The sequence below is a fragment of the Pseudoalteromonas sp. P1-16-1b genome, from assembly GCF_001401785.1.
Lineage (GTDB): Bacteria > Pseudomonadota > Gammaproteobacteria > Enterobacterales > Alteromonadaceae > Pseudoalteromonas > Pseudoalteromonas undina.
On sequence record NZ_LKGQ01000021.1, the window covers coordinates 32,436 to 57,292 of the forward strand.

General features: G+C 40.8%; 22 protein-coding genes. 10 read left to right on the forward strand and 12 right to left on the reverse strand.

Annotated features, from left to right (window positions below; genetic code table 11):
• Window positions 1-4: 4 nt before the first annotated feature.
• The 5 genes from AN392_RS14300 to lptM all read right to left on the reverse strand — a co-directional run bounded on the left by AN392_RS14300 (window position 5) and on the right by lptM (window position 3,882).
• Entirely contained in the window at window positions 5-949 is a 945-nt protein-coding gene (locus AN392_RS14300) for a tyrosine recombinase XerC (RefSeq protein ID WP_055013094.1), read from the reverse strand.
• Complete coding sequence (locus AN392_RS14305) at window positions 946-1,557, reverse strand: DUF484 family protein (RefSeq protein ID WP_010392634.1); 612 nt, start codon at window positions 1,555-1,557, stop codon at window positions 946-948. The genes AN392_RS14300 and AN392_RS14305 overlap by 4 nt, the downstream gene beginning before the upstream one ends.
• Window positions 1,554-2,384 carry a diaminopimelate epimerase gene (dapF, locus tag AN392_RS14310; protein WP_055013095.1) on the reverse strand — a complete coding sequence of 277 codons (831 nt, stop codon included), beginning with the start codon at window positions 2,382-2,384 and terminating at the stop codon, window positions 1,554-1,556. The genes AN392_RS14305 and dapF overlap by 4 nt, the downstream gene beginning before the upstream one ends.
• 64 nt (window positions 2,385-2,448) lie before the next feature.
• The gene (gene lysA, locus AN392_RS14315; RefSeq protein ID WP_054202878.1) at window positions 2,449-3,702 is read right to left on the reverse strand and encodes a diaminopimelate decarboxylase; all 1,254 of its coding nucleotides are present in this window, start codon (window positions 3,700-3,702) and stop codon (window positions 2,449-2,451) included.
• Window positions 3,703-3,882, reverse strand: coding sequence for an LPS translocon maturation chaperone LptM (lptM, locus tag AN392_RS14320; protein WP_054202877.1), 180 nt, complete (start codon window positions 3,880-3,882; stop codon window positions 3,703-3,705).
• A gap of 148 nt (window positions 3,883-4,030) precedes the next feature.
• Between lptM and cyaY the strand changes: the two genes are divergently transcribed.
• From cyaY to add, 8 genes are all read left to right on the forward strand, one after another.
• Window positions 4,031-4,354 (forward strand): iron donor protein CyaY, encoded by a 324-nt coding sequence (gene cyaY / locus AN392_RS14325; protein ID WP_008109036.1) that lies wholly within the window; start codon window positions 4,031-4,033, stop codon window positions 4,352-4,354.
• Window positions 4,351-5,007, forward strand: a complete 657-nt coding sequence (locus AN392_RS14330) for an alpha/beta hydrolase (RefSeq protein WP_008109038.1) — start codon at window positions 4,351-4,353, stop codon at window positions 5,005-5,007. Before cyaY ends, AN392_RS14330 begins: the two co-directional genes overlap by 4 nt.
• A gap of 23 nt (window positions 5,008-5,030) precedes the next feature.
• Window positions 5,031-5,936: a DUF2914 domain-containing protein gene (locus tag AN392_RS14335; RefSeq protein WP_055013096.1), complete on the forward strand. Its 906-nt coding sequence runs from the start codon at window positions 5,031-5,033 to the stop codon at window positions 5,934-5,936.
• A 59-nt stretch (window positions 5,937-5,995) separates the two neighbouring features.
• Complete coding sequence (hemC, locus tag AN392_RS14340) at window positions 5,996-6,934, forward strand: hydroxymethylbilane synthase (protein ID WP_055013097.1); 939 nt, start codon at window positions 5,996-5,998, stop codon at window positions 6,932-6,934.
• On the forward strand, window positions 6,934-8,772 hold the full coding sequence (locus tag AN392_RS14345) for a uroporphyrinogen-III synthase (RefSeq protein WP_055013098.1): 1,839 nt from the start codon (window positions 6,934-6,936) through the stop codon (window positions 8,770-8,772). The genes hemC and AN392_RS14345 overlap by 1 nt, the downstream gene beginning before the upstream one ends.
• Window positions 8,769-9,878, forward strand: coding sequence for a heme biosynthesis HemY N-terminal domain-containing protein (locus AN392_RS14350; protein ID WP_055013099.1), 1,110 nt, complete (start codon window positions 8,769-8,771; stop codon window positions 9,876-9,878). The genes AN392_RS14345 and AN392_RS14350 overlap by 4 nt, the downstream gene beginning before the upstream one ends.
• Window positions 9,879-9,924: 46 nt before the next feature.
• The gene (locus AN392_RS14355) at window positions 9,925-12,591 is read left to right on the forward strand and encodes an ATP-binding protein (protein ID WP_055013100.1); all 2,667 of its coding nucleotides are present in this window, start codon (window positions 9,925-9,927) and stop codon (window positions 12,589-12,591) included.
• Window positions 12,592-12,710: 119 nt separating this feature from the next.
• The gene (add, locus tag AN392_RS14360) at window positions 12,711-13,712 is read left to right on the forward strand and encodes an adenosine deaminase (protein WP_008109049.1); all 1,002 of its coding nucleotides are present in this window, start codon (window positions 12,711-12,713) and stop codon (window positions 13,710-13,712) included.
• 66 nt (window positions 13,713-13,778) lie between these two features.
• Here the strand turns inward: add and AN392_RS14365 are convergent, their stop codons facing one another.
• The 5 genes from AN392_RS14365 to AN392_RS14385 form a co-directional block, all read right to left on the reverse strand.
• Window positions 13,779-14,192, reverse strand: coding sequence for a CBS domain-containing protein (locus tag AN392_RS14365; RefSeq protein WP_055013101.1), 414 nt, complete (start codon window positions 14,190-14,192; stop codon window positions 13,779-13,781).
• Window positions 14,193-14,351: 159 nt separating this feature from the next.
• Entirely contained in the window at window positions 14,352-15,065 is a 714-nt protein-coding gene (gene fre, locus AN392_RS14370; protein WP_010392658.1) for an NAD(P)H-flavin reductase, read from the reverse strand.
• A gap of 95 nt (window positions 15,066-15,160) precedes the next feature.
• Window positions 15,161-16,627, reverse strand: a complete 1,467-nt coding sequence (ubiD, locus tag AN392_RS14375) for a 4-hydroxy-3-polyprenylbenzoate decarboxylase (protein WP_055013102.1) — start codon at window positions 16,625-16,627, stop codon at window positions 15,161-15,163.
• Between the two features lie 71 nt (window positions 16,628-16,698).
• On the reverse strand, window positions 16,699-18,729 hold the full coding sequence (locus AN392_RS14380; protein WP_055013103.1) for a methyl-accepting chemotaxis protein: 2,031 nt from the start codon (window positions 18,727-18,729) through the stop codon (window positions 16,699-16,701).
• 67 nt (window positions 18,730-18,796) lie between these two features.
• The gene (locus tag AN392_RS14385) at window positions 18,797-19,075 is read right to left on the reverse strand and encodes an MliC family protein (RefSeq protein WP_055013104.1); all 279 of its coding nucleotides are present in this window, start codon (window positions 19,073-19,075) and stop codon (window positions 18,797-18,799) included.
• Window positions 19,076-19,192: 117 nt separating this feature from the next.
• On the opposite strand from AN392_RS14385, the gene AN392_RS14390 reads away from it, so the two are divergent.
• A complete protein-coding gene (locus tag AN392_RS14390; protein ID WP_055013105.1) occupies window positions 19,193-20,095 on the forward strand; it encodes a DUF808 domain-containing protein in 903 nt (300 codons plus the stop codon).
• A gap of 21 nt (window positions 20,096-20,116) precedes the next feature.
• On the opposite strand, the gene AN392_RS14395 is transcribed toward AN392_RS14390, so the two are convergent.
• Window positions 20,117-21,058 (reverse strand): tetratricopeptide repeat protein, encoded by a 942-nt coding sequence (locus AN392_RS14395; RefSeq protein WP_055013106.1) that lies wholly within the window; start codon window positions 21,056-21,058, stop codon window positions 20,117-20,119.
• A gap of 135 nt (window positions 21,059-21,193) precedes the next feature.
• Window positions 21,194-23,269, reverse strand: a complete 2,076-nt coding sequence (locus AN392_RS14400) for a TonB-dependent siderophore receptor (RefSeq protein ID WP_055013107.1) — start codon at window positions 23,267-23,269, stop codon at window positions 21,194-21,196.
• A gap of 193 nt (window positions 23,270-23,462) precedes the next feature.
• Between AN392_RS14400 and dbpA the strand changes: the two genes are divergently transcribed.
• On the forward strand, window positions 23,463-24,851 hold the full coding sequence (dbpA, locus tag AN392_RS14405; protein WP_054202866.1) for an ATP-dependent RNA helicase DbpA: 1,389 nt from the start codon (window positions 23,463-23,465) through the stop codon (window positions 24,849-24,851).
• Window positions 24,852-24,857: the final 6 nt, after the last annotated feature.

Sequence of the window (24,857 nt, forward strand, 5' to 3'; positions counted from 1 at the left end):
TGCTCTAATCGGTTCTTTTTTTAGCACGTGGGTGGGTGTTATCGTACACCTTGGCTAAGTGCTGAAAATCTAAATGAGTATAAACTTGGGTTGCAGATAAACTACTGTGGCCTAATAATTCTTGCACTGCTCGTAAATCCCCAGACGACTCTAAAATATGCGACGCAAATGAGTGGCGTAATTTATGCGGATGAACTTGCGAGCTAATACCTTGCTTTATCCCCCATTCTTGCATACGCAAACGAACTTGGCGTACAGAAATACGGCTTTTTTTGCTACTCAAAAATATTGCATGTTCATCTGAGCCCATAAATAGTGGGCGAACTGCTAGCCAATTGTTTAACGCCTCAAGTGCTTTAGAGCCAACCGGTATTAGGCGTTCTTTGGCGCCTTTGCCTCGCACTAATATTTCACCGCTACGAGTGTTTATATCTTGCATGTTAGCGCCAACTAACTCACTAATGCGTAAGCCTGATGAATACATCAGTTCCATCATCGCTTTATCACGAATGGCAAGTGGATCATCATCGGGTATTTCGAGTAAACGAGCCATTTGGTCAACATCAAGGTTTTTAGGTAAAGGCCGCGCAAATTTAGGGCCTTTTATGCCCTGTGCCGGATTATGGTAATGCACTTGCTCAGTAATATTTTTTGCTTTTAAAAATTTATACAAACTACGTATGCAGCTTAATTTTAAGCTGATTGTTCTGCCACTTAATTGTTTTGCCCGTAGTGCCATACTGTAACGACGAATATGCTCACTTTGTACCGCAAACCAATTGTCGCACAGTTTATTAAAATACAAGGCGGCAAAACCTAATTGGCTGACATACTGATTAACGGTGTGCGCTGAATATTGACGTTCAAATTTTAAGTAATCACTAAATAATGTAATGGGTGTACGCCAGCTATCGCTTAAGTCGCTTATATTTGGCGCGTTATCGCTCATGCCAGTTCCAGTAACCGTATTTGCAATGAGCGCACAAAATCTAATACAAATAAGTTATCTTGTGAGGGCTCAAAGTGGTTTTCATCGTGGCTGCCAAAAGCCAAAATTGCGTAGGGGTTACTCGGCTCACCAATTAAATAAAGTGCGGTCGATTGGGTATCATTGTTGAAGAGTAAGTCGCGTTCTTGCTGATTTACACGGCCTAAATAATGATTACTATCTGACAGTCTATGCTTCACTAACTCTTCAAAGGCATTATCGTATCTAACGAGTTTGCATTCATTAATAGTCGGGCTCATACAAATAATATTGCGTAAGTTACTGGCCAGTGTATTAAAGTCGTAATTACTCCACAGCTGTCGGTGACATTGGCTAAATAAACGATAAACCAGTTCATTCTGGGTCGCATTTTTGCTCATGCTGTCTATTTGATTTTTTAGCTGTGTATTGTGCTCGCGTAATTGGCGCTGCTGAATATGCACTAATGAAGTAGCACCCTGTACTTGCTGTTGTAACTCAAGTTGCGCTAACAGCTTAGGTTGCTCAATTAAAAAATCAGGATGCTGTTGTAAGTAATCTATTACTTGCTGTTTAGTTAATTCACTCATAGTGCAACTTGCCCATCAAATACATGTTCAGCGGGACCTGTCATACGCACTGGATGGCCCTCGCCACTCCAGCGCACTTGTAAGCTACCACCGGGTAAATCAACTTGTACTGTACTGGTGAGCTTATTTTGGATAAAACCAATCACCATGGCAGCACACGCGCCGGTACCGCAAGCAAGTGTTTCGCTTACACCACGCTCCCATACTCTGAGTTTAATGTGCTCTTGAGAGATAACCTGCATAAAGCCAATGTTCGCGCGTTGTGGAAAACGCTCATGGTTTTCAAGCAACGGGCCTAGGGCATCCACTTGGGCTGTTTCTATATCGTCTACTTCCATTACGCAATGAGGGTTACCCATAGATACGGCACCACTAAAAACGGTATGCTCTTCTGCGCGAATAATATAAGTCAGCTCACGTTTGGTTGCTTTGAGTGGAATTTTATTTGGCTCAAAATTAGGGTGACCCATATTAACGGTTACTTGACCGTCTTTTTCAATATACAGGGTGAGATTACCAGACTTAGTCGACACGCTGATTTTATGTTTATTGGTTAAGCCTTTCATGCGTACAAAGCGGGCAAAGCAGCGCGCACCGTTACCACATTGTTCTACTTCGTGGCCGTCAGCGTTAAAAATACGATAGTGAAAATCGAGATCCGGTGAGTAAGGGGCTTCAACCATCAGTAGTTGGTCAAACCCAATGCCGAAATGGCGATCGGCCAGCTTTTTGATTTGATCACGGGATAAAAAAACGTTTTGTGTAATGTTATCAATCACAACAAAGTCGTTACCTAAGCCGTGCATTTTGGAAAAATTAACTAACATAGCGCTCTAATTCGGTTTTGCTCTGTGCTAATCATGCCACAGAGCAGCTAGTTGGCAAAAACGTTTATGGTAAAACTTTCTCACCTTGGTATAAGCTTTCGATAGTTTCGCGTTCGCGAATAAGGTGATGTTGCTCACCATCGACCATTATTTCGGCAACTCGTGGACGTGAGTTATAATTTGAGCTCATGGTAAAACCATAGGCTCCAGCGCTTCGCTGTACTAACAAATCACCTTGTTTGAGTGCCAGTGGTCGGTCTTTACCTAAAAAGTCACCGGTTTCACACACCGGGCCAACCACGTCATAGTTGTGGGTAGGTGTTTCGTCATCACGCACTGATACAGGAATAATTTTTTGCCATGCTTGATACAGTGATGGGCGTAACATGTCGTTCATACCCGCATCTACAATCGCAAAATACTTGTCTTGGTTTTGTTTAATAAACTCAACTTGTGTTACTAAAATCCCCGCGTTTGCGGCAATGGCTCGCCCGGGCTCAAAAATCAGTTCTAGGTGACGGTAATTTGCAAGGCGCTGCGTTACTTGTGCTGCATATTCACTTGGGTGTGGAGGTTGTTCGTCGTCGTAGGTTACTCCAAGGCCTCCACCTATATCTAAATGGCTTAGCTCAATACCTGCATTTTTTAATTCATCAATTAATGCCAGTAGTTTATCAAGCGCCTCTAAAAACGGTTTGGTTTGTGTAAGCTGTGAGCCAATATGGCAATCTACGCCAACAATCGTTAAGCCAGGTAATGATGCTGCATGTTGATACACACTTAATGCAGACTCGATTCCAATACCAAACTTATTTTCTTTAAGTCCAGTAGAAATATACGGATGTGTTTTGGCATCAATATCGGGATTAACACGAATAGAAATTGGCGCGTCTAAATTAAGCTCGCAGGCCACTTCTGAAATGCGCTCAAGCTCTGAAATTGACTCAACATTAAAACATTTAATGCCTAACTCTAACGCATAAGCAATTTCGTCAGCCGTTTTAGCAACCCCAGAAAATACCACTTTGTTAGCAGCGCCTCCGGCTTTTATCACCCGTGCTAATTCGCCTTTTGAGACAATATCAAAACCCGCTCCAAGTCGTGCCAATATGTTTAACACCGCAATATTTGAATTTGCTTTAACGGCATAACACACTAGGCTTTTGTGATCTTGAGTCGCATTAGCAAACGCTAAATAATGGCGTTCAAACGTGGCTCTGGAATACACATAACACGGCGTACCATAGTGCTGTGCAATGGTTGCTACGCTGACATCTTCAGCAAATAGTTGGTTGTTTTTATAATTAAAAAAATCCATTTACTGCTCCTGTTGTTGCTCGGCGGGTGTTTGTTTGTTAGGAATGTCAGTTGGCTGCTTTTGTTCAGCAGGCTGCTCGGGTAAGTACAGCGGGCCGCTTTGGCCACAGCCAGCTAATGCACACAACAATACGGTGCTGATTAATAGTTGTTTTAATTGTAAGGTATATGTCGCTTTCATTAGATTAATACGGTTGCTGGCTTTATAATCGCAGAGTAACAGAATATCTAAAAAATGCAGCTATTCGCGGATGATTTTATTCCTGTTACACTAGCTCTATAAACATGCACCCATTATTTAGGCGCCTCGCCTGCAAAGGAAATTAACGATGACTGATCACGAATATCACCAGTTAGCAGAAGCTCTTATGTTCACTATTGAAGAACAAGTTGATGATTGTGAAGCAGATTTAGATTATGAATCGGCTCAAGGTATTTTAGAAATTATTTTTCCAGATCGCAGTAAGATTGTGATTAATAAGCAAGCACCTTTGCACCAAGTATGGGTAGCAACAAAATTTAATGGTCACCATTTTGAAATGCGTGATGGGCAATGGATTGATAACCGCTCGGGTGCAGAGTTTTGGAGCTTCATTAACGAAGCGTCTACACGCCAAGCGGGTCAAGAAATTAAATGGCAATCAACACTATGAGTTTAGGGTTTGTAGAATACCCAGCGCAAAGCGCCCATAAAGCCACGGTGATTTGGCTGCATGGCTTAGGTGATTCAGGTGATGGTTTTGCACCTGTTGCCCCGCAGCTCGACTTACCTACTGAGTTAGGAGTGCGTTTTATTTTTCCGCACGCGCCTATGCAGGCTGTTACAGTTAATGGCGGTATGCAAATGCGCTCATGGTACGACATTAAATCTATGGATTTAGATAAACGTGCCGATGAGCAAGGGGTTAGAGAATCAGCTGCAAAAGTTGAGCAACTCATTACACAAGAAATTGCTAACGGCATACCTGCCAGTAAAATTATTTTAGCGGGCTTTTCGCAAGGTGGCGTTGTATCGCTTCATTTAGCACCGCGTTTAGAACAAAAGCTGGCTGGTGTAATGGCGCTGTCAACCTACATGTGTGTGCCACATAAATTGGCAGATGAAGCAAAACAAACACAGTTAAATATATTTATGGCTCATGGTAGCCAAGATGACGTTGTACCGCATAGCGCGGGTAGAAGTGCGTTCGAAGTATTATCAACGCATAACATGGATGTAAGTTGGCAAGAATACCCTATGGGGCATCAGGTTTGTACACAAGAGTTACAAGCTGTGCGCCAATGGTTAATTTCTCGCTTAAGTTAGTTTAGGAGCCGCTGAGGGTCAAAATGAGTCAAAAAATAGTAATAACAGCAAATGTAAAACGTGAACCACAGGTAAGCGAACCCAACGTGAGCTATGAGTGGCATTGGCGTCGGATTGTGAGTATTTCTATGTTGGTGATTATGATCTCTGCAGCGGTTATTTACGGCCTGTCTAGCGCCGTGAATGCTGATCAAGGGACGCCGCATCCTAATGAGCAGCTTGATTTTACTGAGCAACAAACAGCAATTGTGTCGCTAAGCGATGATAATGCAGCACCAGTAGAGAGTGAAAAAGCCATAGATGCAGATGAGGAGCAGGCAAGCAGTGTCGCGATTGCAGACCCTAAAACCTTTTCCTCAGTTGAGCAAAAATCAGCTTCTATTACTGAACCGGTACCATCGGAGCCTGAAGTTCAACAAAGTATTATTAAGCAAGAAGTAGAGCCAACGATCACTGCTGAGCCTGAAGAAGCAACCATTGCAGCAATAGACACTCAAGCCCCTGAAGTTGAGACTGTTAGTGCAAAGCCAGTTGAGCAAAAGAAATTTGCTGCATCTGCACACATTGCTAGTGTAGCTGTGGGAGCCAAAATAGATACAGCCACAATTAGCCGTGCAGTTCTGACTCGCAGTGTCAGTAACCGTGAGCCAACCAATGTATTTGCCGCCGATGTGCGTTTAAATCAATTTGAAGAGTCGCTGTCATTTTTTAGTGAGCTTAAAAACTTACAGGGCCAGCAGGTAAAACATGTGTGGTTATTTGAAGGTGAAATAATGGCTGAAGTGGCGCTTAAGGTCACTTCTCCGCGTTACAGAACGTACTCAACTAAAAATATTATGGATACTCAATTAGGGCATTGGCGCGTTGATGTAGTTGATGAAAACGGGCTGCTCATCGCTCAAAAAGAATTTAGAGTTTTAGCAAATTAAATAGCCTTAGATTGAATAAGTTTTAATTCTAAAAGCTAGTAATTATTAATGGATATTTTATGACTGAAAAAACAAAGTTAGTTCGCATTGCCACTCGTAAAAGTGCATTGGCACTCTGGCAGGCTGAATTTGTAAAAGCGCAGCTAGAGCATTTTCATGATGACGTGCGTGTAGAGCTCGTGCCAATGTCGACTCAAGGTGACATTATTTTAGATACACCGCTAGCTAAAATTGGCGGCAAAGGTTTATTTGTAAAAGAGTTAGAGCAAGCCATGCTAGATGGCCGTGCAGATATTGCAGTGCATTCAATGAAAGATGTGCCGGTAGAATTTCCGGATGATTTAGAGTTACACACTATTTGTGAGCGTGAAGATCCGCGTGATGCGTTTGTATCAAATAACTTTGCCAATATTGATGCGCTACCACAAGGCGCTATTGTGGGGACTTCAAGTTTACGTCGCCAGTGTCAAATTAGAGCGATGCGTCCGGATTTAGAAATTCGTGACTTACGTGGCAATGTCAATACACGTTTAGCTAAGCTTGATAGCGGCCAATATGATGCCATTATACTCGCTGCTGCAGGACTAATTCGTTTAGAAATGGGCGAGCGTATTCGTGACTTTATTGAACCAGAAGTCTCGTTACCTGCTAATGGCCAAGGCGCCGTAGGCATTGAGTGTCGTATAGACGATACCGTGACGAAAGCATTGTTAGCGCCGCTTGAGCATAACGAAACACGTATTCGTGTTAACGCTGAGCGTGCAATGAACCGCCATTTAGAAGGGGGCTGCCAAGTGCCAATTGGTGCTTATGCATTGGTTGAGGGTGACCAAGTACACTTACGTGGTTTGGTCGGTGCGATTGATGGCAGCGAAATTTTACGCGATGAAATTAGCGGTCACGTTGATGATGCTGAAAAGTTAGGTGTAGAGCTGGCTAAAAAATTATTAGCACAAGGCGCAGATAAAATTCTAGCTGACGTATATCGAGACGCGTAATGAAACATATCTTGATAACTCGGCCCGAAGGAAAAGGCGCAGCCCTTGCAGAGCAACTTGAGCAAGCGGGTTATCAAGCGTCTTTATATCCAGTTTTAAAAATAACCTACTTAACGCCAACAAACGTTGAATTAAGCCCGCTGGTGAACGCTGACAAAATTATTTTTGTTTCACAGGATGCGGTGCATGCATTAAATGCACTTAAGCCTGCTATTAATACCAAAGCACAGTTTTATGGGGTTGGGCAACAAACAGCTGATACTATTTATGAAGTATTTGGTGTGCGTGCCGCACTACCAAAACAACATGACTCTGAGGGGTTACTCGCGCTTAAGTCTTTGGCTGATGTTGATGGCAGTAATATTGTGTTGGTCAAAGGCATTGGCGGGCGACCTGAAATAGCAAAAACCTTGAAGCAACGTGGTGCTTATTTAAATAATTGTGTGGTGTATCAACGTGAGCCAGTAGAGCCTAGCTCAGCTAACTGGATAGACCACTGGCAAAGCCATAATGTACACGGTATAGTCATTACAAGTAATGCTGCAGTTGACGCCATATTTAATACTATCTCGGCGGCGCAACTAACATGGTTACAACAGTGCGAATTTTACGTTGCCAGTGAGCGCATAGGTACTTATTTACAGCAACAAAAAATAAATTCGACCCATATACATACTGCGGCAGGAGCTAGCGATCACGCTATGTTTACCTGCATTAATCAGCAAGGTAGCAAAATGAGTGAACAGTCAGCGACGTCAAAAGTAGAAAAATCAGCGCAGCCAACAGCAAAAAACACCTCTAATACGACTAAAAGTGACTCTGTAAATGCGAATAACCAAACGCAGAGCGCTCCTCAAAAAGTAAGTAAAGTAGGTAGCGTTGCGTTAGTGATTTCCTTGCTTGTTGCCAGCGGTGTGGGTTATGAGTTTTATCAAAAGCTTAATGCCAGTAAAGTGCAAAGTTTAGCAGTTAATACGCTGACAGAACAAAATAAAATGCTACAACAAGAGCTGCAAGCGCTTAAATCTGAGCAGCTTAGTTTGCAGCAAGCGTTGCTTAATAGCGAAGAACAAATCGCTATGGCACTCAATGAAAACTCTGTAAAAAATCAACAAGCATTAAAAGCCGCGCTGCAAAAGGTGCAACAAAGTGGTAATACATTAAATCCACAAGAGGTCACCAGCTTGCAACGCATGGCTGAATTTAAACTGTGGGCAGAACAAGATTACCCAGGCACCAGTGCCGTGCTTAAACGTTTAGATTCATTGTTAAGCGACCATTCTGGTACGCTTGAGTTGCGTCAAGCAATTACACAAGACATACAAACACTCGACAATATTAAACCCGTTGCGACAGAAGCGATTTATTTACAATTAAACAGCGTAATAAAGCGTATTGATGACTTGGTATTTAATGCGGTTAATTTGCCTGAAGAGGCGAGTATAAGTGATGAGAATGCACTCTCTGAAGATGTTAGTGATTGGCAACAAAACATTCTTAATAGTTGGAATAAAATAGTCGATAGCTTTATTACTATTCGCCATCATGAAGGCGTATTGATTGAGCCACTATTAACTGACCGAGAGCGTCATTTAATTACCCAGCGCATCAAGCTTAATATTACTCAGGCGCAAGACGCATTAATGGCTAAACAAGCTAGTATTTATTTTAACGCTTTGAATGATACAAAACGTTTGGTTAATGAATACTTTAAACAAGATGACGATGCAACAAAAGTGGTAATACAGACATTAGCCAATCTTGAAAAAGAATCGCTTAACTTTAATCCTGAAGTGACACTGCAAAGCACTCAACAAGTGAAGGAGTGGGCACAATGATAGGGCTGATTATTTTTATTGTCGCTATTGTATTGGTGCTAGCGATTACCCCCTTTGTGTTAGATGAAAAAGGCTATGTGCTGATTTCATTTAACAATACCACCATAGAGGGCACAATTGTTTCGTTTTGTATTATGGCAGCACTGAGCGCAGCGGCTTTATATTTAACTTATAAGCTAGTGCGTTATTGTTTATCTATATACAGAAATACTAAGCATGGCTTTTTTGCGCGAAGCCAAGAGCGTAAACATGCGGCAATAGAGCAAGCATTGTGGAGCCTCATTAATGATGATTACGAGCAAGTAGAAAGTGCACTATCAAGCAATAGTGTGCCTGCTAAATTTGACGATATACGTTTAGCATTATTAGCAAAAGCCGCACTTGCAAATAATCAGCTAGATAAAGCGCTTGAGCGTTTATTTGAAATCAGCCCAGAGCAACAACTTAAAGTGGCTAAGTTATGGTTAGCTAGTGGCGACAGTAGTGTAATTGAGCCGCAAATACGGGTGGCTGCAGAATCTAAAAAAGCCACGGTACTTGATTTGAAGTTGTACACCGAAGTTTTAGTGCAACAACAGCATTTTAAATTGCTTGAAGACTTTTTACCGCGTTTATTACGCAAAAATGCCTTGAATGATACCCAGTGGCAGCAAGTGTTTTTAGCTTATTTTGCTGCGCAAGCAAGTGATGAGTTAACCGCTAAATATCAACATTTAGGTAAAAAGTTGCAGGCGCATGCGCACACGGCTTATTTAACCCAAATGGCCAAAACAGGGCAGCTAGCAAGTATCGAAAATGAGCTAATTAAATTGCTCAAGCACAACAAGCAGCATGATCAACTGGCTTATATTTTAAGTGAAGCTGCACCAAGTAATGCTTATAAGCTGCAATCAAGTATTCAAGAGCGACTAAAAAAAGATGAGCATAATAATGCGTTACTATTAGCGCTTGCGTGTTTAGCCAATGCACAAGGTGATTACGACTTAGCAGCACGTGTTTTTGACAAAGCACTCAATAGCGAAAATAAAGCACAGTATCGACAACAAGCGATATTAAGTTATGAACACAGTGCACAATTAGATAAGGCACTTGTACTCTACCAATAATCAATTATAGTTATAAATCAATAATAAAAGCGCAGGAGCGACGGTTGTGAAAAATGTATTTACATTATCTTTTAGCCTCGCATGCGCTTATTTCTTTAGTGGTTATCTAAGTAACTTTTTATTCGCCGTTAACGGTTATGCGGTTGCCTCTTGGCCTCCGGCTGGTATTGCGCTGGCAAGCTTTTTACTATGGGGGCGTCGCGCTTATGCTGGCATTTTTGCCGGTGCGGTTTTTGTTAATTTAATTCACTTAGATAACTCCGCTGATATCTTAAATTGGCAAATATTAATCCAATCCCTCGGGGTTAGTTGCGCCATATTTTTTCAGGCTTGGCTTGGTGCATTCCTTATTACCAAAGTCATTAAAGCTCCCCTTAATTTATCTTCTTTAAAACTTAGTATTCAAAGCTTGGTGATTGGTGGGCCGCTATGTTGTGTCATAGCTGCTGGAGCAGGAACTAGTCTACTTGTTTTAAATCATTTTATTAGCACATCTGATGTCATCAGTACCTTTATTACTTGGTGGATAGGTGACTCAATTGGGGTGCTGATTTTTACCCCGTTAGTACTGGCTATATTTAACTATTCGCAGTTGCGTCATCGGCTACAAGTTATTTTACCTGCGTTACTTATTTACGCCATTATCAGTATTAGTTTTTATGGCGCGGCCAGTGTAAAAAAACAAAAAGACCTTCAAAAACAAGACGCCAAAGTACTAATGACGCAAAGTGCCATTAATCAGAAGTTAGATGAAGTGGCTGCTCATCTATCTTTGTTAGGTGCATTTTTAGCAAGTAGTGATCAAGTTAGCCTTGATGAGTTTAATCATTTCACCTCTAAGCAGTTGAGCTATAGTGAAGAGATTTTAGCGTTAAATTGGGTACCAATGATTACTGCCAAGTCTATTAATGATCCTGCTGAATGGGACAAAAATATCGTTATAAAGCAAAGAATGGCGAATGGACAGTGGCAACAAGCACCCTTTAGCAATACTTATTACCCCATAAAATACATTTATCCTATAAAGAACACGCAAGATTTGTTGGGCTTCGATTTGAGCTCTGATATAGATATTCGCGATGCCCTTAATAAAGCAAAAATTCTTAATGAGTTGGTACTGAGTAAACCATTTAAGTTAGCCCCTACAGATGATGAATTAAGCGTGCTTTTTATTTCTCCTGTATTTGGTGCTCCTGATATTGAAGGGGATTTCAAAGGATTTGTGATTGCGCTCGTTAACTTAGCTAAGTTGTCGCAGGTACTTTCATTTGATAGTAGTGGCGAAGTCGCGATTAGCTTTACTGATATAAATAAAGTAGATAATAAACAGACTCTTTATAGCGTTGAGCATGACTCAATGACGTTGCTAAAAGATTATCAGTTGTTAATTGGGCATCGGTTATGGCAGGTAGAAATATACCAGCCTAAGACGGAGTCAACCTGGCTTATTTATTGGTTAGCACAGATAGTGGGAATGTTATTTGTTTGGCTATTGATTATGTTTTTAATTTCAGTGGTCGCCACCAATGTTCGTATACGCGAACAAGTGGCAAAGCAAACGCTGACTTTGCGTCAGGAAAAGCAAAAAGCCGATAAAGCCAGTGAGATAAAAAGTCAGTTTTTAGCCAATATGAGCCACGAAATTCGCACCCCAATTAATGGTATTAAAGGCATGCATTACTTAGCACTGCAGCAGCGGGACTGGCCACTAGCAAAATCTTACATAGAGCAAGCTGATGGTGCGGTCAGCGTATTATTGAGAGTGCTTAATGATGTGCTCGATTTTTCAAAAATGGAAGCGGGTAAACTTGAGTTAGTGCAGGAACCTGTGGAGCTAAAGTCTCTAGCAAAAGAAGTTATGAGTTTAATGCAGTTTGAGGTCAGTAATAAGCCTTTGTCACTGCAAGTTGAGGTTGATCATGATGCTCCTTTAGTTGTTAATACCGATCCTATTCGTTTAAAGCAGGTGCTGCTGAACTTATTAAATAATGCCGTTAAGTTTACTGCTAAGGGCAGTGTCACATTAAAGATTTGGCAGTCAGCAAAAATGACTTATTTTAGTGTCAATGATACGGGGATTGGAATTAGTGAGGAGGCACAAAAACAGCTATTTAACCCATTCTCTCAGGCTGATAGTTCAACCTCACGCCAGTTTGGTGGCACAGGGCTTGGTTTAAGTATTTGTAAAAAATTAGTGGAGCTGATGGGAGGAGCAATTGATTTAAAAAGTAGTGAAGGTCACGGCTCTACTTTTACCTTTAGTTTACCGCTTCATTCTCCGTTACCTAAAGCACAATATTATTCAGGTAAGTTAGATAAAATAGATATAAGCAACCTATCACTGGCGAATTATCGCTTACTACTCGTTGAAGATAACCCATTAAATCAACATGTGGCTACCGCTATTTTAGAAACCAAGCAGGGTGTTGTTGATATTGCTAATAACGGACTTGAAGCGATTAAAATGCTAAGCGATAAAAGATACGACTTAGTATTAATGGATATTCAAATGCCACAAATGGATGGCTTAAAGGCAACGAAAGTGATTCGTAATGAATTAGGGTTTTTAGATTTACCTATTATTGGCCTATCTGCTAATGCGCACGAAGAAGATGCTAAAAAAGCGATTAACGTGGGGATGGATAACTATATAACAAAACCGATTGATGCAGATGCACTGTTTAAAATGATTTGGTTTTATTTATCACGTTAACTCTTTTTATATAAAAAGCAGACATAAGACCTCCAAGCGCTATTTTAAGTATTCTACACTTGAAATATTACTGTACCTGCGTATCATTCGCGCAATTTTAATTCAACCGAGTAGCTATTATGATCAATAGAAAAATACCTTTGCTAGATATTCACCGTCATTTAGATGGTAATGTACGCGCGCAAACCATACTAGAACTTGGTCGTCAGTTTAATATCGCTTTACCAGCGGACAATGTTGAAGCACTTATTCCTCATGTTCAGGTTATTGATCCTGAGCCAAACTTAATGGCATTTTTACAAAAGCTTGATTGGGGAGTGACGGTACTAGGCGATTACGATGCCTGTAGACGTATTGCGATAGAAAACATTGAAGATGCGCAAGCGCAGGGTCTTGATTATGTAGAGCTGCGTTTTAGTCCTTATTATATGGCTCAAAGCCAAGGGTTACACCCTCAAGGCGTTGTTGAAGCAGTGGTTGATGGTATCCGAAGTGCAACAAAAGATACTGATATAAAAGCAAACTTAATTGGTATTTTGTCTCGTACATACGGAGTTAAAACCTGTCAGCACGAGTTGGACGCGTTACTTGCCTTTAAAAATGATTTGGTTGCAGTGGATTTGGCCGGTGATGAAATTGGTTATCCTGGCGAGTTGTTTGTTGATCATTTTAAGCAAGTACGTGATGCATATTTGGCTGTTACTGTGCATGCTGGTGAAGCGTTAGGTGCTCCAAGTATTTGGCAAGCATTAAACGAGCTTGGCGCAAGCAGAATAGGCCATGGTGTTAAAGCGATTGAAGATCCAAAACTAATGGATTATTTACGCGATAACCGTATTGGTATTGAATCGTGCTTAACCAGTAATATTCAAACCAGTACAGTGAATGATTTAACCAAACACCCACTTAAGCAGTTTTTAGATCATGGTATTTTAGCTTGTCTTAACACGGATGACCCAGCTGTTGAAGGCATTGAAATTGAGTACGAGTACGCAGTGGCAGCACCAAAAGCAGGTTTGTCACAAGCCGATATGGAAAAAGCGCAAGCGAATGCGCTTGAAATTGCCTATTTAAGTGACGCTGATAAAAGCGCACTTAAAGCTAAAGTCGCACAGCGTTAAGTTGCTTATATTATCCAGAGTTCAGGTTATATAATTAAAAATGCCACTGTTTACAGTGGCATTTTTTTATATGTGCGCATTACAACTAACGTAATTATTATAAAGTGCTTTTAATATATCGGCACGGCTGATCATACCTACCACTACACCGCCATCGATCACGGGGTAATTTTTAGGCTTACCAGGCTTCATTTGTTCTGCTAATTCCATAATATTGGTATCGCCGTTCACGGTTACCACATCTGTTTGCATCAACTGCGATACTTTAACCATACCATCACAAAAATAACTACTTTGCATTAAGGGTTTAAGTAATTCTTGCTCTGAGATAAAGCCAACGAGCACCTTATTATCATCAAATACCGGCGCGCCTAGTAGTTTAAATTTTTCTAGCTCTGCTATGGCAGTGGTCATTTCTGTATTAGGGGTGATATGAGGCAACTTATGTTGCATAAAATCTTTTACTTTTGTATTTAACATTTAGGTTTCTCCCGCTTAATGTTCTGTACAAAGTATGGTTTATAGATTGGATTTTAGGAAATTGTTTATGTTGATGAGCTTAATAGGTAATAACAATCACAGTGCTAGCAATTAAAACAATTAAGGCACCCTAAGGTGCCTTAAAATAATGCGCTAATGTTACTTTATAAACGCGAATGCATCTGCGTACATGTTTTCACGAGTGGCGCCATGATTTATAAAATCATCACGTACTATGCCAATCATGTCAAAACGACCTGCCATGTAAATATCGTAAGGTTCTAACGAGATGATATCGTTCATCACCGCTTTATGAACATAACCAGTGTGGCCAGTCCAGCTGTCGGTAGGATGCTCTACTACAGGAATAAATTTAAAGTTTTCACGGCTATCTGCCCATGCTTGCATTTCGGTATGTGCATATAGCGCCGACTCTTCTTTTACTCCCCAGTAAAATAGCACCGGGCGCTCACAGTTGATTTCAGCTAAATGCTCGGCCATTGACTTTGCGTAAGAAAAACCAGTACCGCCGGCGAGTAAAATAATTGGACGCTCGCACTGCAAACGCAGCTGAGAAATACCTAAACCTGCTTCAATCGTTACGGTTTGGTTCTCGTTGTGGGCACTACGAAGGTGTTCTAATGATTGCATCGCGTAAGAGTCTGCGTTTGATGCGCCAATGTGTAATTCTAATGCATCAGTTTGTGAGGGGCGACTCGCGATTGAAAACGCACGTTTATCTTTTTCACCTAAAACCAACTGTAAATATTGACCAGCTTCAAATGCTACAGGCTGTTGCGGCTTTAAAATAACTTTATGAACAAATTCTGTTAGTGGGCTGATAGAAACAACTTCAGCGAGTAATGTTTGCATGTTTTACCTTAAATTAGCGGATACGCACTTTATTTGAGCAATAATAGCATATCCGCAGGGTGAGTTTATAGCCTAGAGGCCCTAGACCAAAGTCGTTAAAGAATATCTAAGCTATCCCAAAGCTCATCAACTCGATCCTTAGTGGCTTGATCCATTACAATAGGTTCGCCCCATTCTCGAGTTGTTTCACCAGGCCATTTATTTGTTGCATCCATACCCATTTTTGAACCTAGGCCAGATACGGGCGATGCAAAATCTAAATAATCAATTGGTGTGTTTTCAATTAACGTCGTGTCGCGCGCAGGGTCCATACGAGTAGTGATAGCCCAAATTACATCGTTCCAATTTCTAGCGTTAATATCATCATCACAGACAATAACAAACTTAGTGTACATAAATTGTCGTAGGAATGACCAAACCCCCATCATTACGCGCTTGGCGTGACCTGGATATTGTTTTTTCATTGTTACCACGGCCATACGGTACGAACAACCTTCTGGCGGTAAATAAAAATCGACAATTTCTGGAAATTGCTTTTGTAAGATTGGTACGAATACTTCGTTTAATGCCACCCCTAAAATCGCAGGCTCATCCGGCGGACGGCCAGTAAAAGTACTATGGTAAATAGGGTCTTTACGATGTGTAATATGAGTGACCGTCATAACTGGGAAGTCGTCGACTTCGTTGTAGTATCCTGTGTGGTCGCCATATGGACCTTCCGGCGCCATCTCTCCAGGCATAATATGCCCTTCAAGTACGATTTCTGCACTGGCTGGTACTTGTAAATCATTCGAGATTGACTTAACTACTTCAGTTTTACTACCACGTAGTAAACCTGCAAAGGCATATTCGCTTAACGTATCTGGAACGGGGGTAACAGCGCCTAAAATAGTCGCAGGATCTGCACCTAATGCCACCGAAACAGGGTAGGGCTGGCCAGGGTGTTCTTTACACCACTCTTGAAAATCAAGCGCGCCACCGCGATGAGATAACCAACGCATAATGATTTTATTTTTACCCAATAGCTGTTGACGATAAATCCCTAAATTTTGGCGCTTTTTGTGAGGTCCTTTGGTAACGGTTAAACCCCAAGTAATCAAAGGTGCAGCATCGCCAGGCCAGCAGTGCTGAATAGGAAACTTAGTTAAGTCAACGTCGTCACCTTGTAAAATAACTTGTTGGCAGGGGGCTTTTTTAACTTCTTTAGCCGGCATATTAAGTACTTGCTTGAATACCGGAATTTGTCCGAGCGCTTCTTTAATGCCTTTTGGCGGCTCAGGCTCTTTTAGAAATGCGAGTAATTTTCCAACTTCACGTAATTCACTCACATCTTCTTGGCCCATACCCATAGCTACACGCTTTGGGGTACCAAACAAGTTAGCTAAAACGGGAATGTCGTACCCTTTAGGGTTTTCAAATAATAAAGCAGGGCCTTCGGCACGCAGTGTGCGGTCAGCAATTTCGGTCATCTCAAGATACGGGTCGATTTCTTGGCTGATGCGTTTTAACTCGCCTCGTTTCTCAAGTAAATCGATAAAATCGCGCAGATCTTTGTATTTCATTGTGGGCCGTTACTTAGCAAAAAGTTAAAAGTATTATACCCAGTTCATACAAGCCAAGTCATTAGCTGCGCTTAAAACTTAAAGCGCTCTACTGCACCTTTTAACGAGTGTGCAAGTTGGTTAACGTCTTCACTTTCGCTTGCTAGGGTCGTTGCATTGTTGGCATTTAAGGTAGCCTGCTCGGTTACCTTAGCCATTATTTGTTGAATATCGGTGCTGTTTGCCAGTTGTTCATGTGAGGCACTCGCAATCTCTTTACTCATAGCATTAACCGATACCAGCGTGCTCTTAATACGCTCAACAGCACTATTTAGTTCAGTACTGTTTTCAACGCAATGCTTAGCCTGTTGTTGGCCATCATTTATTTCAGTTTGAGTGGTTTGAGTATGCTGCTGTAGAGTGTTAATCATGGTGGTAATTTCGCTTGTAGAACTTTGTGTGCGCCCTGCAAGCGAGCGTACTTCATCGGCTACTACGGCAAAACCTCGACCATGTTCACCAGCACGTGCCGCTTCAATTGCGGCATTAAGTGCCAGTAAGTTAGTTTGCTCTGCAATACTGCTAATGGTATCGACAATGGCACCAATTAGTTGCGTATATTGAGCTAGTTCTTCTGTACTGCTTACTGCTCTATCTAAGCGGCTTAAAAGTGCTTCAATGCTTTGGCTATTATTATTTGCAATGTCGTTAACGTCATTGGCAAATTGCGAGGCATTAGTAATTTCATTAGAGGTGCTTTGCGCTTGTTCGTGTACGGCTTGAGAACTTTGCAACATTTGCTGTGCTAATGAGGTTGCTTGTGCACTACGTTCCAGCTGTTGCTTAGCAACAATGGTCATTTGCTGGCCTTTTTCGCTGGTTTGAATAGCTGAATTATCTAGTTCGTAAGCATCGTTACTAATGGCTTTTATTAAGTGAGTTAAATCATCACAAAGCTTATTAGTGTTATGCATCAGAGTACCAAATTCATCTTTACTGCGGGGATTGCTACGCTTAGAAAAGTCACCTGAGGCTATGTGAGCAAGTTCTTTGTTTACCTTTTTAAGCGGTTTTAGCATGGCGTTAGTAGTAAAAACTGAAATAATAATCAGCAAAGCAATTAAAACAAACGCAATAATAATCACTAAACTAGAGCCGGTATTAATCGCTGACTTAGCGCTCTCTTGTAGGGAGTTAAAGCGTATGTCAGCCAGTTTATTAAGCTCAATCAGTTGACTTTCAATACTAATAAATGCCTGTTGAAAGCTTTCAAACCGCTGATCAACTTTATCTTTATTATTGAGCACAGCATTTTGCAATGCATACAGCCCATCAGGATTATTTAATAAGCTGCTTAAATCGTTAAACGCTGTAATTAGCTCATTAGCGTTGAGTTTATTAGCAATTGGGGCGGCTTGTTGCTCTAAGTAGCTAAGATTAGATTTAATATTATCGAGTAAAAAAGAGGTATCTTGCTGATGATCGTTTATATTTTCTGAAGTTGTTATTTGCCCAATCCCTTTGACATTATTATTTAAAGTAAATAATAAATCATCAACACGAGTCGCAGTGCCAAATACTGCATTCAAAAGTGATTGCTGGTTGCTCTCAACGTTTATGAGCTCTATATCAAGCAAGCGGTTACTGAGTTCACGAAGCTGTTCATTAAACGTAATTGTTAGTGCTGCGGCTGAGCTTTGCGCCTTAAATCGTTGCTCTTTTGCTGCAAGCATTTGGTTGCTTATTGTATTTAGCTGGGCGAAGTCTTTGTTAATAGCTGTAAGAAGTATTTGCATACCTTGCTGCTGGGCAACTTGTGCTTTTAGTGTTTCTAATTTACTAAAAAACTGCGTTTGTTCAGCGTGTGCCTGCTTTTTATTTTCCAGCAGTAAATTAAGTTTAGTTTGGCTATAAGCAATGGCATTAAATTTAGTGATTGAAAGGAGTGATAAACGAAGGTCTTTACTGGCTTGTTGTACAGGCACTGCCAACGCTTCTATACGTGTGTTAGTGATACTAATTTGATTTAGCGACCAGTAAAAAAATATGCAGCTAGTAAGCATTAACAAGCCAATGGCTGAAAAGGCTAAAATTATTTTATGTTTTATAGCGAGAGATTGCATAACTTTATCAACAATATTAAGACTTTTGTTAGTGTAGCAAGTTTTTTAATTTGATGTTAGTTATTGGTTAACTGCTGCTGCATTGGTATTTTTTGCCGTTAATTATTAGCATTGCTTGCTCTCCTTTACTCCAAAATAACACCTCTTGATTAATGTATTTACTGCCTGAAGCACTCACCTCATGATTCAATATGTAATCATGATCATAAAAGCTCAGCTTTGCTTGCTTGTTGCTAATAATATCAAGTTTTGCAGGTGCGTTATCGCAAACATAGTTATTTGTAACTGGCTGCTTATTGCATGCAGTCAAAGCTATTAGAGCAATAATAACGATAGCGTGTTTCATTGGCTGTGCCTTATTGAGTCCCTTGTTTAATTAAGAGCTTAACAAAGCTAAATTAACCGTTGGTGAAAATATAGCTTTACGTTATGTTTAAGATCTTATTTTTAGTTAGGAAATTTCATGGCTGGCACCAACCTTTTAACATTACTGGATGATATAACGACTTTGCTGGATGATATTGCGACCATGAGTAAAGTTGCGACAAAGAAAACAGCCGGAGTACTTGGTGATGATTTGGCACTTAATGCTCAGCAAGTTACTGGGGTTACTGCTGATAGGGAACTGCCCGTTGTATGGGCAGTGGCAAAGGGGTCGTTTTTAAATAAAGCCATATTAGTCCCTGCTGCGTTATTAATTAGTGTGTGGTTGCCTTGGCTAATTACTCCACTTTTAATGATAGGTGGCTTATTTTTATGTTTTGAAGGCGCAGAAAAAATATTTTTATCTCATCATGCAGAAGCGACAGAAGGTGCTGAAAATTTAGACCTGGCAGAGTATGAAAAACAAAAAGTTAAAGGCGCCATTCGTACTGATTTTATTCTTTCCGCCGAAATTATTGTTATTACATTAGGCACGGTCGCAGGGGCGACATTAATGAACCAGGCGCTGGTATTGAGTGTGATTGCCATCATTATGACAATTGGTGTTTATGGACTGGTAGCAGGGATTGTAAAGCTTGATGATGCGGGCTTATATTTACTTAATCAATCCAAACTCTCCGCAAGCAAGTTTAAAGAATTACTCGGTAAAGCCTTATTAGCTGCAGCCCCACGGTTAATGCAGTTTTTAGCCTTTGCGGGCACAGTGGCAATGTTTTTAGTGGGTGGTGGAATTTTAGTACACGCAATTGAGCTTTTGCATCATACCCAAGTGGATGTAACTCATTATGCGCAGTCGGTTGCTGGTAGCACAGGAGAAATACTAGCCCCTTTAGTATTTGACGGACTGTTAGGAATAGGTGCTGGTTTGGTTCTTGTGATTGCGCATGTCGCTTATACTAAGTTATTTAAAGCAAATAAGTAGCGGTGGTAACGCTACTTTATTTTATTCGCACTGAGTTGTTTTGCATAGTTGCTCAAGTTCGTATTTAGCTTTGCTATTACCTTGAGCAATAGCTTTTTTATACCAATAAATCGCCTGCTGAATGTTCTTTTTTGTACCTTGTCCATCACGATACATTTGAGCAAGATTTAGTTGACCCCATTGTGAGCCTGAGTTTGCTGCTAGGTTAAAGCTTTCAAGCGCTTCGTTATATTGCTTATCTTTATAGTAAATAATCCCTTGCTGATTATTCTCATCGAGCTTTAAGCCTTTATAAAGAGGTTTAGGTTTAGGTGGAAACATCACAAACCCGCCATAAAGTGAATATGCTTGTGGGCGTAGCACGTCAAATATAATGTCATCTTCGTATAAACGTTTTATTTCATTACGAGGCAGAGTAATAGTTTGAGAAGAAAAGTAATCTCTTTGTACTAATAAACTTGCACGCATCGCTGTGGTAATGGCACTAGTGCGCTTATAGCTGTAATTACTCACCTGAAACGTTATAAATTGCTCATCAAAGCTGAGTACTTGCGCAACTTTTAAATTAGTGAGTGTCCATGGTTCGTGAGTGAACTTATCGGCTTTAACTAAATAGGTATCATAAGCTTTTGGGGAGGTTAAATAGCTTTGTTTTAGTGTTTCAGTGTTGAGGTGCTTTTGATAAAAAAATAACGCCCCCCATAGTAATAAAATTAATCCAATACAGTATTTTGGTAGGCTAAGCTTTTCAAACAGAGGTAACGTCTTAATGTTGATAGCCTCACTATGTCCGCATTGATAGCACTCGCGTTTATAGCTTAACTTGATCGGAAATATAGGAAAAATGGTAAAGCGTAAAAAGCGACTTTGATTAACTAAGTGATAGCTGTTGTTGTTGCAGTCGGGGCAGCACTGAACGTGTGTAAAATGAGGGAATGACTGACTAGTATTGAAAAGCAACATAATAAGGCTCCTTGTTAATTTACAACTTTAGAGCAAGTGATAAATTAGTAAAGCAGCAAACTGTAAGTAATTATGTCATATAGGATTAGTTTATATAGCCCATACTTTTTAATATGGGCTTTGTAGAGAATCAGCTTAGAAGCTAAATTGTGCAGCTAAACGCACACTTGTGCCTTCACCTACGGTAACGTTATTTAAACCGCCACCGGCTAGGTAGTTTTTATCGAATAAGTTCTCAATATTTAAACGTAAGTTAACATCGTTGTTATTTAAGTTAAGCTTGTAGGTTGCGCCAATATCAACACGAGTATAACCCTCTTTTGTTACGGTGTTAGCGTTATCAGCAAAACGCTCTCCTTCGTAGAACGCACCTGCATTAAAAGCAACAGCGTCATTGAGTTCATAACGTGTCCATAAAGAGGCAGACCATTTTGGAGCATCAGTAGGGCGTTTGCCCTCTAATTTTTCATCACGCTCATAGTTAGCATCTAAATACATGGTTGATGCCATAACAAATAAACGGTCAGTTGCAGCGCCCTGAGCTGCAAGCTCAAAACCTTTATGGCGTTGCTCACCTGCCTGTGTGGTGATGCTGGTTATATCACCGATAGGGTTAATAAGATCTTCGCTCACTAAGGTGCCTGTTTTGCTAATATCAAATAAGGCACCGCTAAGCATTAATCGGTCATCAAACAGTTGCCATTTTACCCCAATTTCCTTTTGCTCAGAGGTAATAGCATCGAGCTTCATACCGTTATTAACATCTTTATCATTTACTAATGTTTCGTTTTGCGGCTCAAATCCTTCTGAGTAACTTGCATAAACAGTTGCAGAGGCATTTGGATGGTAAAGTACACCAACTTTAGGTACGAACGATTCGTTATTGCTGTTTTCTTTACTTTGTTTATCGTAACGACCACCCAGTGATAGTTGCCATTCTGGTGAGAATGAAATTAAATCTTGGATATAAACCCCGTAGTAGTCGTAAGCAGATGAGCTAATAGTGTCATCTGATTTGTAACTTATATTTGGGCGATTAGGCTCATTTTGATCGGCAGAAAAATTAATCGTATCAGCAGATGTGCGTAATTGGCCGTAGTAATAATCCAGTGAGTTAACGCCTACAAGTAATTGATGATGCACACCCAAGGTTTCAAATTCGCCAATGAAGTCAATAAAAGCAGTTTTAAACTGCCAATCATCGAAGCGATCGTAAGGACGTGACTGGTAACTATCACCTTCGATAAAGTCACTTGGCTTACGTGGTGCTGACTCAAAGCGCTGGCGTTCAAACGTTTGCTCATTGTAGCCTAAATTTACTTGCCAGTTATCGGCTAAAAATACTTTGAAATCAATACCCATGTTTTCAACAGTAATGTCGGTAAAGGCCCATGACATATCACGAATTGTTTTGTCATCGCCAATAATGTTGGCATCATTATCTATCCAAGCGCCAGTATCTAAGCCTGCTTCGTCATCAGTGCGATCATAATGAACACGTACTAGGGCATTATCGCTAATATCGTAATCAACCACTAAGGCACCTAAGAAGCGATCGCGTTCGCGGTTATCACCATTTTGGTATTCTCGCCAGTATTCAACATCTTGTTTTACTAATACACCACGGGCACGTAAATCTTCAGCCTCGGTGAGTGCGCCGCCAGCATCAAGCATAAAGCGAGTTGAACCATGTTGGTCAACATCGGCACTGGCACTAAATAGCGTTTGTGCAGTTGGCTTTTTAGTTACCATGTTAACTAGGCCACCGGGGCCTGATTGCCCATACAAAATACTTGAAGGGCCTTTAATAACTTCTACTTGCTCTAAAATTTCAATGGGTTGTTGGTAATGAGACCAATGCTGGTGGCCATCACGCAGGTAGCCGGTTGATGAGCTTAATTGAAAACCACGTAAGTTAAATACTTCTCTGTTTCGTTGTTTAGACCCTGCAGTTAAACTAGCATCATTGGTCAATACTTCACCAAGAGTGGTTGCTAGTTGCTCATTAACGATTGTGTCAGTGATTACGGTAACTGACTGTGCGGTATCGAGTAATGAGGTTGAGGTTCTCATTGCCCCACTGGCATTATCTACTTTGTAGTCGTTGAAATAGCTACCTTTAACTTCAATGCGTTCTATATTTGTGGTGTTGGCAAATGCATTTGCAGAGGTGCTGGCTAAAAGTGCAATAAAAAGAGGGTTAAGTTTCATTAGTGGCTTCCGGCTTAGAATTATTAGAGTAGTAAAACGCCGCAGATCTTAATGAAAACAACTATCATTTGCAATATCTTTATTGCAACTTTTAATCGTACGTTGCTAATGGTTGCTAATTGTTAATTCTGCTATTATTAGCCGCATATTAATTGAGACTTTTCTCAAGTTATTTTTTGCTATGGAATTTACTGTGACTGCAACTGCTTTTTCATCGTTGGCCTTACCTTCAGGGTTAGTTGATAATTTATCAACGCTTGGCTACACCCAAATGACGCCTGTACAGGCGCAAAGCCTACCGCCTGTTTTAAGTGGCAAAGATATTATTGCCCAAGCCAAAACAGGCTCAGGTAAAACAGCGGCATTTAGTTTAGGCGTTTTAGCCAAGCTAAATGTAAAACGCTTTCGTATTCAGTCGCTAGTATTATGCCCAACTCGTGAGCTTGCAGAGCAAGTGGCGGTTGAGATGCGTAAACTAGCGCGTGGTATTCATAACATTAAGATTTTAACTTTGTGTGGTGGGGTTTCAATTGGGCCGCAAATTGGTTCACTCGAACATGGTGCACATATTATTGTGGGTACACCGGGGCGAGTTGACGATCATATTCGCAAAGGTACATTGCGTTTAGATGATGTTGAAACTCTGGTACTTGATGAAGCCGACCAAATGCTTGATATGGGTTTTCAAGACACCCTAGATGCCATAATTGATCGCATTCCAACCAATCGTCAAACGTTGTTATTTAGTGCTACTTTTCCAAAATCAATTGAAGCTATTGCTAAGCGTGTACTTAGTAATCCAGAAATGATTAAAGTAGAAGAGCAGCAAGAAAAAAGCACGATTAAGCAATACTTCTACAAAATGGATAATAATAAACAGCGTTATCCAACGCTTAAGCTGTTACTTCTTAAATTTACCCCGCAAAGCTGTGTGGTGTTTTGTAATACCAAGGTTGAAACGCAGCAAGTATGTGATGATTTAGCCGATGAAGGCTTTAGTGCGGTGGCACTGCATGGTGATTTAGAGCAGCGTGACCGTGAGCGTACACTGATTCATTTTGCGAATAAGAGTGCGTCTATTTTAGTGGCTACTGATGTAGCGGCGCGAGGCTTAGATATTGATGACATGGACATGGTGATTAACTATCACTTAGCTCACGATCCACAAACTCATGTACATCGTGTTGGCCGTACAGGACGAGCAGGTAAAAAAGGGATTGCGTGTTCTATTTATGGTGAGGCAGAGCAATTTAAAGTGGCTCAAATTGGCGACCATTACGAGCGTGACTTTACTCCTGAGCCAATGCCATCTTATAACCTACTAGATAAGCCGCCATACAAACCTGAAATGGTGACGCTGATGATAGATGCAGGCAAAAAGCAAAAAGTGCGCGCGGGTGATATTTTAGGCGCATTAACCGGAAAAGACGGTGTTGCTGGGCGCCAAGTTGGTAAAATCAACGTACTTGATAACGTGGCATTTGTTGCGGTAGAGCGTAACTCATCTAAACCAGCGTTACGCAAATTAACCGAAGGTAATATTAAAGGACGTAAAATTCGTGCTCGTCGGCTAACGCGTTAACTCTCG